The organism is Acinetobacter higginsii, assembly GCF_000369525.1.
In the GTDB taxonomy this organism is placed as follows: domain Bacteria; phylum Pseudomonadota; class Gammaproteobacteria; order Pseudomonadales; family Moraxellaceae; genus Acinetobacter; species Acinetobacter higginsii.
Map to the genome: position 1 here is coordinate 1,972,281 of NZ_KB850072.1, position 14,966 is coordinate 1,987,246.

At 41.2% G+C, this 14,966-nt stretch carries 14 protein-coding genes and 1 pseudogene; 6 read left to right on the forward strand and 9 right to left on the reverse strand.

Features of this window, described 5'->3' with window-relative positions; translation table 11 throughout:
• Positions 1 to 44: 44 nt before the first annotated feature.
• The 4 genes from lepA to F902_RS15425 form a co-directional block, all read right to left on the reverse strand.
• Positions 45 to 1,862, reverse strand: coding sequence for a translation elongation factor 4 (lepA, locus tag F902_RS15410; RefSeq protein WP_005189899.1), 1,818 nt, complete (start codon positions 1,860 to 1,862; stop codon positions 45 to 47).
• Positions 1,863 to 2,025: 163 nt separating this feature from the next.
• Entirely contained in the window at positions 2,026 to 2,556 is a 531-nt protein-coding gene (locus F902_RS15415; RefSeq protein ID WP_005204828.1) for a GNAT family N-acetyltransferase, read from the reverse strand.
• A 36-nt stretch (positions 2,557 to 2,592) separates the two neighbouring features.
• Positions 2,593 to 3,045 (reverse strand): acyl-CoA thioesterase, encoded by a 453-nt coding sequence (locus F902_RS15420; protein WP_005204830.1) that lies wholly within the window; start codon positions 3,043 to 3,045, stop codon positions 2,593 to 2,595.
• 121 nt (positions 3,046 to 3,166) lie between these two features.
• Positions 3,167 to 4,543 carry a Do family serine endopeptidase gene (locus F902_RS15425; protein ID WP_004805748.1) on the reverse strand — a complete coding sequence of 459 codons (1,377 nt, stop codon included), beginning with the start codon at positions 4,541 to 4,543 and terminating at the stop codon, positions 3,167 to 3,169.
• 371 nt (positions 4,544 to 4,914) lie between these two features.
• Between F902_RS15425 and nadB the strand changes: the two genes are divergently transcribed.
• Positions 4,915 to 6,552 carry an L-aspartate oxidase gene (gene nadB, locus F902_RS15430; protein WP_171067759.1) on the forward strand — a complete coding sequence of 546 codons (1,638 nt, stop codon included), beginning with the start codon at positions 4,915 to 4,917 and terminating at the stop codon, positions 6,550 to 6,552.
• A gap of 204 nt (positions 6,553 to 6,756) precedes the next feature.
• Here the strand turns inward: nadB and F902_RS15435 are convergent.
• The 5 genes and pseudogenes from F902_RS15435 to pabC all read right to left on the reverse strand — a co-directional run.
• Positions 6,757 to 6,961: pseudogene (locus tag F902_RS15435) on the reverse strand (dTMP kinase); the annotation flags it as partial.
• A gap of 26 nt (positions 6,962 to 6,987) precedes the next feature.
• A complete protein-coding gene (locus F902_RS15440; protein WP_005204837.1) occupies positions 6,988 to 7,404 on the reverse strand; it encodes a hypothetical protein in 417 nt (138 codons plus the stop codon).
• A gap of 261 nt (positions 7,405 to 7,665) precedes the next feature.
• A complete protein-coding gene (tmk, locus tag F902_RS15445) occupies positions 7,666 to 8,265 on the reverse strand; it encodes a dTMP kinase (protein WP_005204839.1) in 600 nt (199 codons plus the stop codon).
• The gene (gene mltG, locus F902_RS15450) at positions 8,265 to 9,344 is read right to left on the reverse strand and encodes an endolytic transglycosylase MltG (RefSeq protein WP_005204849.1); all 1,080 of its coding nucleotides are present in this window, start codon (positions 9,342 to 9,344) and stop codon (positions 8,265 to 8,267) included. The genes tmk and mltG overlap by 1 nt, the downstream gene beginning before the upstream one ends.
• 1 nt (position 9,345) lies before the next feature.
• A complete protein-coding gene (gene pabC / locus F902_RS15455; protein ID WP_005204850.1) occupies positions 9,346 to 10,158 on the reverse strand; it encodes an aminodeoxychorismate lyase in 813 nt (270 codons plus the stop codon).
• 251 nt (positions 10,159 to 10,409) lie between these two features.
• Between pabC and F902_RS15460 the strand changes: the two genes are divergently transcribed.
• From F902_RS15460 to F902_RS15480, 5 genes are all read left to right on the forward strand, one after another.
• A complete protein-coding gene (locus F902_RS15460; RefSeq protein ID WP_004805737.1) occupies positions 10,410 to 11,417 on the forward strand; it encodes a sulfate ABC transporter substrate-binding protein in 1,008 nt (335 codons plus the stop codon).
• A 31-nt stretch (positions 11,418 to 11,448) separates the two neighbouring features.
• Entirely contained in the window at positions 11,449 to 12,051 is a 603-nt protein-coding gene (locus tag F902_RS15465) for an RBBP9/YdeN family alpha/beta hydrolase (protein ID WP_005204852.1), read from the forward strand.
• Positions 12,052 to 12,128: 77 nt separating this feature from the next.
• Positions 12,129 to 12,962, forward strand: a complete 834-nt coding sequence (gene cysT, locus F902_RS15470) for a sulfate ABC transporter permease subunit CysT (RefSeq protein WP_005189928.1) — start codon at positions 12,129 to 12,131, stop codon at positions 12,960 to 12,962.
• Positions 12,959 to 13,843 carry a sulfate ABC transporter permease subunit CysW gene (gene cysW / locus F902_RS15475; protein ID WP_005189931.1) on the forward strand — a complete coding sequence of 295 codons (885 nt, stop codon included), beginning with the start codon at positions 12,959 to 12,961 and terminating at the stop codon, positions 13,841 to 13,843. Before cysT ends, cysW begins: the two co-directional genes overlap by 4 nt.
• An 11-nt stretch (positions 13,844 to 13,854) precedes the next feature.
• Entirely contained in the window at positions 13,855 to 14,925 is a 1,071-nt protein-coding gene (locus tag F902_RS15480; RefSeq protein ID WP_005204853.1) for a sulfate/molybdate ABC transporter ATP-binding protein, read from the forward strand.
• The last annotated feature ends 41 nt before the right edge of the window (positions 14,926 to 14,966 follow it).

A 14,966-nucleotide genomic window follows, 5' to 3' on the forward strand; every position in this document is an offset into this window, starting at 1 on the left:
CATTCGACTGGGTAAAGCGGCATGCTTCCCCAGCCTGATCTTTTTTATCGATCAACTTTCAATACAGCTAAGAACGCTTCTTGTGGAATCTCAACACTTCCCACTTGCTTCATACGTTTCTTACCTTCTTTTTGTTTCGAAAGAAGTTTCTTCTTACGCGAAACGTCACCACCATAACATTTTGCCAATACGTTTTTACGCATCGCTTTTACGGTAGAACGTGCAATGATTTGGGCGCCAATCGCGGCTTGAATCGCAACATCATACATTTGGCGAGGAATCAGATCTTTCATCTTCTCAACCAATGCAATACCACGATGACGTGCATCTTGACGGTGACAGATCATTGCCAAGGCATCAACCTTTTCGCTATTAATTAGAACATCAACCTTAACCAGTGCTGAACTCTCGAAACGAACGAAGTTATAATCTAGTGAAGCAAAACCACGCGAACATGATTTTAATTTATCAAAGAAATCCATGACCACTTCAGCCATTGGAATTTCAAACGTGATTGATACTTGGTTACCCAAGAATTTCATATCTTTTTGAATACCACGACGTTCGATACATAAGGTCATGACATTGCCTAAATACTCTTGCGGTACAAGGATATGACATTCAGCAATCGGTTCACGTAAATCTTCAACTGTTGAGCCATCTGGCATTTTTGAAGGGCTGTCGATATAAATGATATCGCCTTTCTTGGTTAATGCTTCGTAAATAACAGTCGGTGCAGAACTGATCAAATCAAGATCATACTCACGCTCTAAACGCTCTTGCACGATTTCCATGTGCAGCATACCCAAGAAGCCACAACGAAAACCAAAGCCTAACGCATCTGAACTCTCAGGTTCAAAGAATAAAGCAGAGTCATTGATCTGTAGTTTTTGCAGCGCTTCACGGAATGGTTCAAAGTCACTTGAGTCAATCGGGAACAGACCTGCATAGACCTGTGGTTTAACCTTTTTAAATCCTGGTAAAGTCGCAACATCAGGTGTATTCGAAAGTGTAATGGTATCACCGACTGGCGCACCAAAAATGTCTTTAATCCCTGCAATTACAAAGCCAACTTCACCTGCTTCGAGGATGTCAGTTTCTGTATGCTTTGGATTGAACACACCAACTGAAGTCACAGGATGTGTTTGGCCGGTTGATTTCACCAACATCTTGTCGCCCTTGCGGATACGACCTTGTTTAATACGAACAAGCGATACCACACCAAGGTAGTTATCGAACCATGAGTCAATAATTAAGGCTTGTAACGGTGCATCACGATCACCTTCTGGTGCAGGAATCACGTCAACCAGACGCTCTAGAACACCTTCAACACCTAAACCAGTTTTGGCAGAACAAGTAGGTGCATCTGTCGCTTCAATCCCGATAATTTCTTCAATCTCGTGAATGACACGCTCAGGCTCTGCTTGGGGTAAATCAATCTTGTTCAAGATTGGTAAAACTTCTAAGCCCTGCTCAATCGCGGTATAACAGTTTGCAACTGACTGTGCTTCTACACCTTGAGCAGCATCAACCACCAACAGCGCACCTTCACAGGCAGCTAGAGAGCGCGATACCTCATAAGAAAAGTCAACGTGCCCTGGAGTATCAATGAAGTTCAATTGATATTCTTGACCATTTGGATGTGTGTAATACAAGGTTACCGATGCAGCTTTAATGGTAATCCCACGCTCACGCTCAAGCTCCATAGAGTCTAATACTTGAGCCTGCATCTCACGATCTTGTAAACCGCCGCACATTTGAATAAAACGGTCCGCCAAAGTCGACTTACCATGGTCAATATGAGCAATGATCGAGAAATTGCGTATATTTTTGATATCTACGGATTTTTTAGCTTGCGCCATGGGTTACCTTAACAAAATAGAACGCCCTATACTTTCAAAAAGTAGTGAGCCAAATGGTTTAATAAAATTGCCCGCGATTATAACAGAAGCTCGGTATGAAGACGAAAGAAATTTATGCCTAGACGTTTTATGCGGTATAGCATTAGGCTCAAATAGCTCAATATCAAAATAACGACAATCGGAATTGCAAGAAAGTTCGCCCCATTTCGACCACAGGTTCAATTTGATGAAATTCTAATTTCTGTAACAGTCGTTGTGATTTAAGGTTTTGCTGCATGACTTGTGCATCTACATGGCGAATTTTTCGATCAAACAACAACTCGGTTCGAATCAAATTTAACATCGCTGTAATCGCCTCAAACATATAACCATTTCCCCAATAGTTCGGATGTAAGTCATAACCAATAATCGCACGATGATCACCCTCCTCCTCAACAATACGATTAACACCACAACCACCTATCATTTCGCCGGTCTTTAAACGTATCGCATAACGAAAGCCCGATGCTGAACAATAACGATGATGCATTCGATGAATCAGCGCTTCCGCCTGTTCAATCTCAGAGAAAGCATCTAAATCATAAAATTCGAGTACTTGAGCATTTGAAAACATATCGAGAACGAATGCAGTATCATCTAAATGTAGGCTATTTAAAATCAAACGTTCTGTTGCTAAAGTCTTCAATGGTTGCATCAAATACTCTCTCATCTGGTCGAAACTTAATGCTTTCTATTCAAAATAGGTCACACTAAAGTCCATTGGATTTAAACTGGTTGCAATTGGCTGATAAGCTTGGGTAAAACTCGGCGACATTCGCTTTGGACGACCTGTCTCAATTTCAATACATGCCCATTTGGTATTACCAACAAATAAGATGCTCTGATCTTTAGGACGATAGAAGGCGTACTGACGGAACGAGTAAAGTGCATTAATATCATCTAGCCATGTCCGCAAGATGACTTCTTCACCTTCCAGTGCAGCCTTACGGTATTGAACATGATGTTCAACCGCGACCATAGCGTGTTTCAGTTCTAAATATTGTGCCAAACCTAAACCCAATGCTTCGATGTGCGCTGAAGCAACGTCTTGCATCCACTGGATGTACATCACATTGTTCACATGACCCAATACATCGATATGCTTGGGCTGGACTTGTATTTTTAAATCAAAAATCGTACTCATAATTTTGTATAGTTCATCAAACAATGTGCCGCTAGCTACACTAGTCTAAACACGAAAGTATTTCAAAATAAAAACCACCCTAATCTAGAGTGGTTTTAGCAACATAACCTTCATGCCATCATTAAGGTAAACGTAATCCAAGGATTGCACGTTGACCTTGGCGAATAATCGTTACACGCGCAACACTATTTTTTGGTAAGGCAGAAACAGTTTTTGCAAACTGTTGGCTATTGGTAATCGCTGTACCATTCACCTGTACTATCACATCACCCGCAACCAGATTTGATAACGACGCAGTACCACCACGCTTCACATCTTGTATCAAGATACCACCACGCACATCTAAACGCGCTTGCTCAGCTGCCGTTAGATCACGGATACTCATGCCTAAACCACTGGTTGGGTTATTTTTCTCAGCATCAGCAGCAGTGTCATCTGGTGCAGTGCCCAATGTTGCTGAAATTGTACGTGTTTTATCATCACGTAGAATTTCCAGTTGAACAGTTTGGTTCGGCGCAATACGGTTAAGTGAATAAAGCAAATCGCTAGTACGCGAAATTGGCGCACCATTGGCTTTTAAAATCACATCACCAGATTTTAGACCTGCTTTTTCAGCTGGGGACTTTGGCGCAACCTGAGTAATCAACGAGCCTTCTGGCTTCGGTAACTTATAGGCTTCTGCCAAGTTACGATCAATATCCTGCATCATAATACCAAGATAAGAACGGGTGACTTTACCAGTTGTTTTCAATTGTTGTACGACATCCATCGCCACATCAATTGGGATCGAGAATGATAAGCCCATATAACCACCCGTACCACTAAAGATACGTGAGTTGACTCCCACTACTTCACCACGCTGGTTAAACAATGGACCACCTGAGTTACCTGGGTTTAAAGCCGCATCAGTTTGAATAAATGGAACCGAAGTTTCTCCACTCATATTTCTTGATTTTGCACTGACGATCCCTGCCGAAGCCGAATAATCAAAACCAAATGGCGAACCAATTGCGAGTACAGGTTCGCCTACTCGGAGTTGGTCTACATTACCAATTCTTAATTCTGGAAAATTATTGCCATTCACTTTAAGCAATGCAATATCGGTACGCTCATCACTTCCTACAAGTGTCGCATCCAATTCACGACGATCATTTAAGGTAATACTGATACGTGAAGCATCTGCAATTACATGACGGTTCGTGAGTAAGTAGCCATCTTTCCCGATAAAGAAGGCACTACCATATGCCGTTTTTTCTTGAGGTCCCTGCTGTTGAGGGATAATCACTTGGTTACCAAAAAAACGACGTAGAATTTCAGGGACTTGTTGCTGTAATAACTCTTCCTGAGTCATTTTCTTAACAACATTGACACTCACGACCGCAGGACTGACCTGCTCAACGAGATTTGAAAAATCTACTGGCGATGCAGCATTGACTTGAGATGCTGCTATCGTAAATACCGCAGCATACATTCCTTGTTGTAAATAGCGACTTTTCATGAAGCAAGAACCTACATACTGATAATTAAAATGAAATTTAGGTCTATATTTCTAGCACACACCCATCATTCTTTTCGTAAAAATATGTTTATATTTTCAATGCATACAACGATCTAGAATGATGAAATGTGAATAAACTATGGAGAAACACACCATAATTTACCCGATAGAAATGGTTTTATCTTGGAGAGCTTAACGATAGATTAAAACAATGTACTGAAACGTAATCATTTTCTCATTCATATAGATCAGGCAAAAAATAATCGGCAATAAATCGCATTCGCTAAAAATTCACTCAATTCTAGGCAGATTAGCCCTTGCCTTTTTGATAAAAAAGCGGTGTCATTAGCAAACGTTTAAAACTGAAGCAGATTGACATGCCTGATTTAAAAACAATTCACCATTTTGATGTGATTATTGTGGGCAGTGGCGGTGCAGGTTTAAGTCTTGCACTCTCTTTACCAAGTCATTACAACATTGCAATTTTAGCCAAGGCGGCGCTGACGGAAGCCAGTACCTTCTATGCGCAAGGCGGTGTTGCTGCAGTATTAGACGAAACAGATTCTATTCAACAACATATTAATGACACGATGATTGCAGGCGGTCATCTTTGTGAATTAGATGCTGTCAAACACACCGTCGAAGGTGGTAAACCTTCCGTTGATTTCCTGCTCAAGCAAGGCGTGCAATTTACGCTAGATGATGATGAACAATTGCACCTCACCCGTGAAGGTGGCCATTCACAACGTCGTATCATTCACTCTGCCGATGCAACCGGCAAAGCCATTTCAACCACCTTGGTTGAACGTGCTAAAGAACGAAATAACATTACGATTTTTGAAAATTATATTGCAATTGATCTGATTACCCTACACAAGCTTGGGCATCTAAATCAAACCAATCGTTCAATTGGTCTTTATGCTTTAGATGAAGCTAATGAACAGGTGCATACTTTCCTCGCGCCATTTACTGCACTGGCTTGTGGCGGTGCAATGAAAGCGTATCTATATACTTCAAACCCTGATATTGCCACAGGTGATGGTATTGCCATGGCCTATCGTGCAGGTTGTCGTGTAGCCAATATGGAATTTAACCAATTCCATCCGACCTGTTTATATCATCCGAAAGCGCGTTCGTTCTTGATCACCGAAGCGATGCGTGGTGAAGGTGCTTATTTACGCCTACCAGACGGCGAACGTTTTATGCTGCGTTTTGATGAACGTGCTGAACTTGCTCCACGTGACATTGTGGCACGTACCATCGACCACGAAATCAAACGTTTAGGTATTCGTCATGTCTGGTTAGACATCACCCATAAATCACCCGAATTTATTACCGAACACTTCCCGACACTATATGCGCGCTTACTTGAACTCGGCATTGATATCACTAAAGATATGATTCCTGTTGTTCCAGCAGCACATTACACCTGCGGCGGTGTGGTGGTAGATGAACATAGCCAAACTGATTTAGACGGTTTATATGCCATTGGTGAGACCTCTTATACAGGTCTACACGGCGCTAATCGTATGGCGAGTAACTCACTACTTGAATGTTTCGTTTATGGCATGAGTGCAGCAGAAGATATCGAACAGAAATTTGATGCTGAGTTTCAATTCCCTGATGTTCCAACATGGGATGAAACGCAAGTTACAGATGCAGATGAAGATGTCGTGATCCTACAAAACTGGGATGAGCTTCGTTCTACCATGTGGAACTATGTGGGTATTGTCCGTACCACCAAACGCTTACAACGTGCCTTGCACCGTATTGAAATGTTGAAACGTGAAATCACTGAGTATTATCAGGATTATCGTGTCAGTAAGAATCTGATTGAATTGCGTAACCTGGTTTTAGTTTCGGAAATGATTGTACGTTGTGCGATGGAGCGTAAAGAATCGCGTGGTTTGCATTACACACTGGATTATCCAGAACTCTCCAATGAAATTCGCAAGACGGTGCTCACGCCACCGAATTTTAAAGTGGAACAACCGTTAGTGAATGAGTGATACTTTAAAGAAGACTCTTAGTTAATATCTACTATCGCGGTAGGCGACAGGGATGTCGCCCGTTGAGCTGCGGTATCAAGGATGTACCGTCAGCTCAACAAAGGATTTTTGTTACTTTTCATCCCTGAAAAGTAAGGCATAAGAAATAAAACCAAAGCATCACACAAACTTTTTAGATGATGCAGATTGAGTATATAGCTGCTTTTATTTCAAATATTGCAGCGCCTCTTCAAACACTACATCCGCATTCTGTGTCGCATCTAAACGCTTCATCCGTTCAGGCTCTGCTTGCCATAAGGTCTCATAACCCGCACGTACTTTAGCGAAGAAACTTAATTTCTCTTGCTCAAAATGGTCCAATGCACCACGCTTTCGCGCACGGGTCATGCCCCAATTCAATTGGGGCATCAAACTCTTTTAAATATTAGCTTTTTATTATTTAATTCTAGTTAATCTCAAGTTCATATCAGACGGTAATAAGATTCGATATTCTGCTTCCGCATTTGGCTTTAATGTCGTCTCTTGCGAAGTAGCAATATTTGGGCATATGCCACCACCAGTTTCTAATCTAAAAATGTAATAATCTGGTTTCAGATAAATAACGCCCTTTTCGTTAGGACGAATGGAGAATACTTTAGTATTATTTACATAAATATCATGAGAACAACCACCACCAGTAAACCCCTTATCTCTTAAAAAGGTTACTTTTGCTTGATCTTGTGATTGTTTTGAAAAATATTCAGGATTATAAATTCGATCCATTGGAAGATTTTTAGCTGAATCAGTCGTTACAGGTACCGTTGAACAACCAACTAAAGCAACAGCAAAACTTAAAAAAAATATTTTTTTCATTAATATCGACCCTTTACTATTTGTCGCTGTAAATTAACAAAGAGTCAAATACTTCGCAACATTCATTTAAATTAAAAAACTTCTTATTAAAATTCCAAGTTAAATATATAAAAGTCTGTGAACTACAATTAGGTTTAAATCTTATTTATGGCAGCGCATATTCACTTATTACCTCTCACCTTAGAAAAAAGACAAGAACAATATGACCTAATGCACTGCCCCAAAAAACTATGAGGCAATGCAAATTTAGAATAAAAATCTTTATTTTAAATATTGCAAAGCATCTTCAAACACAACATCTGCATTCTGTGTTGCATCCAAACGCTTCATCCGTTCAGGTTCCGCTTGCCATAAGGTCTCATAACCCGCACGCACCTTAGCAAAGAAACTTAATTTCTCTTGCTCAAAACGATCCAATGCACCACGCTCTCGCGCACGGGTCATGCCCAATTCAATCGGTGCATCTAACCAAAAGGTAATATTCGGCATTCTCGCCACAAAAGTTTGATTTAACAGTTGCAACTTATCCTGACTTAAACCACGTCCAGAACACTGATAAGCAAAGCTAGCATCGGTAAAACGATCACTCAGCACAATTTTACCAGCCTCTAAGGCGGGTAAAATCACTTGCTGTAAATGCTGTGCACGCGCTGCATAAATTAATAACAGCTCGGTATCATGACTCATTTGCTCTTCATGATTCACCGCCAATAATAAGGAGCGAATCTGTTCCGCCAATGGTGTTCCACCTGGTTCACGGGTCAACACCACTTCTTTACCTTGCTGTTCAAAGTACTGATGAATTTTACGAATCAGCGTAGTTTTTCCTACACCTTCCGTCCCTTCAAAACTAATAAACATTATTCGCCCTGCTTTTTCTTTGAACGTAGCACAGTTAAATATTCTTGCACTGCACGATTATGGTCTTCTAAAGACGCGGTAAATTTATGCCCACCATTGCCCGTGGCAACGAAGTAAATATTTTTGGCATCATCAGGATGCATCGCTGCTTCAATTGCTTTCTTACTTGGCAAAGCAATTGGCGTTGGTGGCAAACCATTAATGGTATAGGTGTTATAAGCCGTTGGCGTACGCAGGTCATTACGGGTGATATTGCCTTTATAGTTATCGCCCATACCATAAATCACAGTTGGATCTGTTTGTAAGCGCATACCCATTTTCAAACGACGGACAAATACACCTGAAACTTGTTCTAACTCGCTATCAAGGCTAGTTTCTTTCTCAATAATCGAAGCCATGATCAACGCTTCATACTTATCTTTATACGGTAAGTTCGGTGCTTTCTTGGCCCAAGCCTCATCCAAAGATTTCATTTGACGGCGATACAAATCGGTTAAGATTTTTTTATCGGTCTCGCCTTTGGCAAAGAAGTAAGTATCAGGCGCAAATAGGCCTTCTGGATGCGTATATGAGATATTTAATTGTTTTAATAATTCACTGTGCGGAAGATCAAGCAAAGTATTGGTGACATTTGGGTCTTTTCTTAGACTCTGAATCAACTGTGAAAAAGTTGTTCCTTCAATCACTAGAATACGGTTCATCTGTGCATTATCTGCATCAGACAACATATCCATCACCTGACGAATACTCATGCCTTCTATAATTTCATAAACGCCCGCTTTCATGGTGTCATGAATCATAAACTTCTGATACAGCTTTAAAACTATTGGAAAATTCACCTTATTTTCTTTGGCTAAACGATCAATAAAGCGTGAATAGGTATCACCAGAAGAAATCACCAAAAGCTGTTTTTTACTGTCTACAGGGTAATTTTTAAATAAACTCGACCATATAACGCCAAAGATCGCCAATACAAAAATAACAATGGCGATCAAAAAGGCTTTAAAAAAAGAAAATCTAGATTTCGGTTTCGCTTTGGGCTTTTTCTTACTTTTGCTGGAATTTGGCGGCTTTGGCATATTAATCAATCTGGCTAAGTTTTAAAGTTTCAAATAAATCAAGATAGGGTTGCTGCGCTAAGGCCTGATCATTAAATCGAACAACCGCTTTCATTGGATGTAACGCATTGCAAAAAAATAAACTTTGGATATGGCCAATCTCATTCATATCGATACACCGCTGCTCACATTCAATCTGATATTGCTGCATTCTCGACAAGATTTTGGCTCTCATCACACCGTGGACGCCATTATAACGAAGTTCAGGCGTAATCCATCGATCATTTATACGAATAAAACAATTACTGCTCACCCCTTCAACAATATAACCTTGTACATCACTAACAAGGGCTTCTAACCAACCACGCTGATCAGCTTCTTGCTTGAGTAAGACCTGTTCTAATCTATTCAGCGTTTTTAAACCTACTAAATGCGGCATATTCAAACCCAAAGCATGATTTAACATGCCACTTTCAATCCACTCAGGCTGAAAAGCCTGTGTCACTCTTGGGTAATACCAGACATACACATCAGCCGCATGTAATGGCAGACTATAACCACGATCGCCTTCACCACGGCTAATCACGACTTTTAATGTGCCATTGAGATTTGAATATTGCTGCTGTAATTGTACAAGTGACTTTTCTACACAAGATAAATCTGCATCCAGCTGTAATGACTGACATGCCAATTTTAAACGTGCAAAGTGTAGTTCTTTTAGTTCAAAAATTCCGTGAAAAATACGTGCTGTGGTAAAGCAGCCATCGCCATAATGAAAAGCTCGGTCTAATAAAGGGATGGAATCAATTAATTGTCCATTTTTATAACACTGCATAATCTAGATACCTTTCCACTTTATAAGCCAGCATCACCAAAACCAATAAGCTATTGATTTTAAATAAGTATAACAATTAAAGCCTAAAATTAAAAATCACTTATATATCAATAATTCAGCAAAGCTTATCTGTTTTATCTATTTCTATTTTTTTCATAACAAATTCGATTTTAATTATTTTTTTTGCAAAAAAACTGGCGTTATGCTGCGTACATATTCCAAACAGTGATTTAGATTTTAAGGGGTTTTCCATGCGTTTTTCTCAAGTTAAAGTCGGCGTCATTGCCGCATTACTCTCAGTTTCTTCATTCGCGGCACAAGAATTCTTAAACGTTTCTTATGACCCAACGCGTGAGCTGTATACAGATTTCAATAAACAATTCGGTACGTTCTGGAAACAACGTACAGGTCAGGACATCGACTTTAAACAATCACACGGCGGTTCAGGTAAACAAGCCCGCGCCGTGATTGATGGCTTAAATGCCGATGTAGTCACACTTGCACTTGCAGCAGATATCGATGAGATCGCTGAAAATGCAAAACTCCTTCCAGCAGACTGGCAAAAGAAATTACCGAACAACTCTACGCCATATACCTCAACAATTGTATTCCTTGTTCGTAAAGGCAACCCAAAACAAATCAAAGATTGGGGTGATCTGGTTAAGCCAGGTGTAGAAATCATTACACCAAACCCAAAAACATCGGGTGGTGCACGTTGGAACTACTTAGGTGCTTGGGCTTGGGCGAAACACCAGAAAGGCGGTAATGATGCCAAAGCTCAAGAATTTGTTCGTCAAATTTATAAACAAACTAAAGTGCTAGATTCAGGTGCACGTGGTGCAACCACAACCTTTGCTGAACGCGGTATCGGTGATGTATTGCTAGCTTGGGAAAATGAAGCCTACCTAGCCGTACGTGAACAACCAGGCAAATTCGAAATCGTTACCCCTTCTCTATCGATTCTCGCTGAACCACCAGTGGCTGTTGTAGAAAAGAATGCTGAGAAAAAAGGCAATTTGCAAATCGCTCGTGGTTACTTGAACTACCTGTATTCACCAGCAGGTCAAGAAATTGCTGCACGTAACTTTTACCGTCCACGTAATGCGGCCGTATTAAAGAAATACAGCAACGTATTTAAACCACTTAAATTAGTGACGATTGATCAAGAATTTGGTGGCTGGACCAAGGTACAAAAAACACACTTTGATAACGGCGGTATCTTTGACCAAATCGTCAAGATCAACAGCACAACGAAATAATTTACTCAACGGGTAAATAGGGAGAGCGGACATGATTCATACCGTAATTGTTCCAGGTGTAGGTGGTAGCGAAGCGCAGCATTGGCAATCTTGGTTACAACAGCAACTCATGTCTAGCTCTCGCGTTCAACAGCAACATTGGGATCGACCTGTATTAAGTGAATGGGTTGCTCAATTTGTTAAAACTGTTTCAGCCGCTCCAGCGCCTGTTCAAATCGTTGCACATAGCTTTGGCTGTTTAACCAGTGTTGCTGCGCTGGCTGAACACCCAGAACTCAGAGCAAAAGTTAAAAATCTGATTTTGGTTGCACCTGCGAACCCGGCACGATTTGGTGAAGCAGGTTTTGCGCGTCATAGCTTGACTGACTATAAGCAGTATTTTCAACAGCTGAAAATCGAAGTACCAACCACATTATTGATTAGTGAAAATGACCCTTGGTTAGGTTATGTCGATGCACTGCAACTCGCGCAAGCATGGAAATTAACACCAATCAATTTAGGTCAAGTTGGTCATATCAATGTTGCTTCTGGATTTGGTCCTTTCCCTGAGATCCTGAACTACCTGCTACCTGAAAAAAAGATGCAGCCTATCGTCCGAATGAGTCAGGCAAATTTTAATTTGAAATTTGCCTAACCCCAGCTTTCCGTAATTCTAGTATTCGCATTATTTATTTGCTTGTTTTAGCAAACATTTCTCTTTGAGGAAATATCATGTCGCAGCGTTCCCGAGTGCTGCCTGGGTTTGGTCTCTCATTAGGCTTCACCCTCGCTTACGTGTCTTTGATTGTGCTTATTCCTTTATCTGCTGTATTTATCAAATCTTTAGGGATTGGGTGGGATGGCTTATGGGAAATCTTAACCTCAGAACGAATTTTAAAATCCTTACAGCTTAGCTTTAGTGCCGCACTGATTGCCGCTTTAGTTAACGTTATTTTTGGTTTGTTATTGGCTTGGTGTCTTGTGCGTTATAACTTCCCAGGCAAACGCATTGTCGATGCTTTGGTGGATTTACCCTTTGCCCTACCGACGGCTGTTGCAGGTATTGCCTTAACCTCTTTATATGCCCCAACAGGCTGGATTGGACAATATCTTTCTCCACTTGGGATTGAAGTGGCTTATACCCCGATTGGGATCACACTTGCTTTAATCTTTATTGGTCTTCCATTCGTGGTTCGTACCGTACAACCTGTACTCAGCGATATTGAAACTGAATTGGAAGAAGCCGCTTCAGCATTAGGAGCGAATCGTTGGCAAACCATTACCAAAATCATTTTGCCGATTTTATTCCCCGCTTTGCTAACAGGTTTTGCCTTAGCTTTTGCACGCGGTGTTGGCGAATATGGCTCTGTTATCTTCATTGCAGGCAACCAACCGTATAAAACAGAAATTGCACCGTTGATGATCATCTCTCGCTTAGAAGAATATGATTACGCAGGCGCAACCACCATCGCTGTGGTTATGCTCATCCTCTCTTTCGGCATCTTATTTTTAATTAACTTGGTGCAAGCATGGGCTAGCCGTCGCACAGGGAGAGTTGCACAATGAGCTTAAATACCAATAGCAACGCTTTAGCAATCAAATTACAAGCCCGAGATGCAACCCGAGAACCAACTTGGGTTCGCTATACCTTGATTGGTGTTGCACTGATCTTTTTCCTGAGCTGCTTAATCCTACCGCTGATTTTGGTTTTTGTTGAAGCATTTAAACAAGGTCTGACTGTTTATATCAATGCCTTAACCGATTCAGATACGTTGTCAGCCGTCAAACTGACCTTACTCACTGCCGCGATTGCAGTACCCATTAATGTGGTGTTTGGTGTTGCAGCAGCATGGGCGGTTGCAAAGTTTCAGTTCCGAGGCAAAGCCATCTTAACCACCATTATTGATATGCCTTTCTCGGTATCGCCAGTCATTGCAGGTTTAATGTTGGTTCTGATTTTTGGTACACAAGGCTGGATGGGCAGTTGGTTAATGGATCATGACATCAAAATCTTGTATGCCGTACCTGCGATTGTACTCGCCACCATTTTCATTACTGTTCCATTCGTTGCTCGTGAGTTAATTCCGTTAATGGAAGCACAAGGGACTGAGGAAGAAGAAGCTGCGATTGTACTCGGTGCTTCAGGTTGGCAAACCTTCTGGAGAGTGACTTTACCGAATATCAAATGGGGTCTGATTTACGGCGTGATTCTGTGTAATGCCCGTGCAATGGGTGAGTTCGGTGCGGTATCTGTGGTTTCAGGTCATATTCGCGGTCAAACCAATACCTTACCGTTACACGTCGAGATTCTTTATAACGAATATACCTTTAGTGCTGCATTTGCTGTGTCTTCATTACTGGCATTTTTAGCGATCATCACTTTGATTTTGAAAACATGGCTAGAAATACGTCAAGAGCAAGCAAATAAACATCAGCCGAATCACTAAGGAATAAACACATGAGTATTCAAGTTAAAAATATTGAAAAACACTTTGGTGCATTCCATGCGCTGAAAAATATCTCTTTAGACTTTCCTGAAGGTGAATTGGTTGCCCTACTTGGTCCTTCAGGCTGCGGAAAAACTACCTTATTACGCATCATTGCAGGCTTAGAATCTGCAGATGGCGGTCAGGTTTTACTTGAAGGTGAAGATGCAACAGACATCCACGTGCGTGAACGTCAGGTCGGTTTTGTTTTCCAGCACTATGCCCTGTTCCGCCACATGACTGTTTTCGACAATATTGCCTTTGGCTTACGTGTTCGCCCACGTGCAACACGCCCTTCGGAAGCTGACATCAAAAAACGTGTGACACGCTTACTTGATCTGGTGCAACTTGGTTTCTTGGCAGATCGTTACCCTGCTCAGCTTTCCGGTGGTCAACGCCAACGTATTGCTTTAGCCCGTGCACTCGCAGTTGAACCACGTGTTCTGCTCTTAGATGAACCATTTGGTGCACTTGATGCCAAAGTACGTAAAGAATTACGCCGTTGGTTACGTACCTTACATGATGAGCTGCATATTACTTCGATCTTCGTGACTCACGATCAAGAAGAAGCTTTAGAAGTGGCTGACCAGATCATCGTGATGAACAAAGGTGACGTTGAACAGATTGGTTCACCACGTGAAGTGTATGAAAAACCTGCTACCCCATTTGTTTTTGATTTCCTTGGTCAAGCAAATCGTTTTGAAGGTGAGCATACTGGCGGTATTATCCGTATCGGCGATGACCGTATTCAGCTACCGACTCTATTAGATGCGCCACAAGGGAAAGTCATTGCATTTGCACGACCAAATGAATTACATATTCATACCCAACCTCAAGCCAATACCCTTGAGGCAACGTTCTTACGTGAAGTGTGGATTGCAGGTCGAGTTGTGGCGGAATTACAAGATCGTAGTGGACGTACTATCGAAATTTTATTAAGTGTAGAAGAAGCGAACTTACATCAATTCAAACCAAATCAAACCGTTTGGATCAGTGCAGCTCAACTTCATTTATTCGCAGATCAAACAACGCAAGTTGCTTAAAATAATATTGATGGGGTAAAACACGCCCCATCCTCTTATGA

What these genes read in the sequence shown, in the direction of transcription:
- lepA (WP_005189899.1), bottom strand. Translation starts at nt 1,862, where the DNA reads ATGGCGCAAGCTAAAAAATCCGTAGATATCAAAAATATACGCAATTTC.
- F902_RS15415 (WP_005204828.1), bottom strand. Translation starts at nt 2,556, where the DNA reads ATGCAACCATTGAAGACTTTAGCAACAGAACGTTTGATTTTAAATAGC.
- F902_RS15420 (WP_005204830.1), bottom strand. Translation starts at nt 3,045, where the DNA reads ATGAGTACGATTTTTGATTTAAAAATACAAGTCCAGCCCAAGCATATC.
- F902_RS15425 (WP_004805748.1), bottom strand. Translation starts at nt 4,543, where the DNA reads ATGAAAAGTCGCTATTTACAACAAGGAATGTATGCTGCGGTATTTACG.
- F902_RS15440 (WP_005204837.1), bottom strand. Translation starts at nt 7,404, where the DNA reads ATGAAAAAAATATTTTTTTTAAGTTTTGCTGTTGCTTTAGTTGGTTGT.
- tmk (WP_005204839.1), bottom strand. Translation starts at nt 8,265, where the DNA reads ATGTTTATTAGTTTTGAAGGGACGGAAGGTGTAGGAAAAACTACGCTG.
- mltG (WP_005204849.1), bottom strand. Translation starts at nt 9,344, where the DNA reads ATGCCAAAGCCGCCAAATTCCAGCAAAAGTAAGAAAAAGCCCAAAGCG.
- pabC (WP_005204850.1), bottom strand. Translation starts at nt 10,158, where the DNA reads ATGCAGTGTTATAAAAATGGACAATTAATTGATTCCATCCCTTTATTA.
- F902_RS15460 (WP_004805737.1), top strand. Translation starts at nt 10,410, where the DNA reads ATGCGTTTTTCTCAAGTTAAAGTCGGCGTCATTGCCGCATTACTCTCA.
- F902_RS15465 (WP_005204852.1), top strand. Translation starts at nt 11,449, where the DNA reads ATGATTCATACCGTAATTGTTCCAGGTGTAGGTGGTAGCGAAGCGCAG.
- cysT (WP_005189928.1), top strand. Translation starts at nt 12,129, where the DNA reads ATGTCGCAGCGTTCCCGAGTGCTGCCTGGGTTTGGTCTCTCATTAGGC.
- cysW (WP_005189931.1), top strand. Translation starts at nt 12,959, where the DNA reads ATGAGCTTAAATACCAATAGCAACGCTTTAGCAATCAAATTACAAGCC.
- F902_RS15480 (WP_005204853.1), top strand. Translation starts at nt 13,855, where the DNA reads ATGAGTATTCAAGTTAAAAATATTGAAAAACACTTTGGTGCATTCCAT.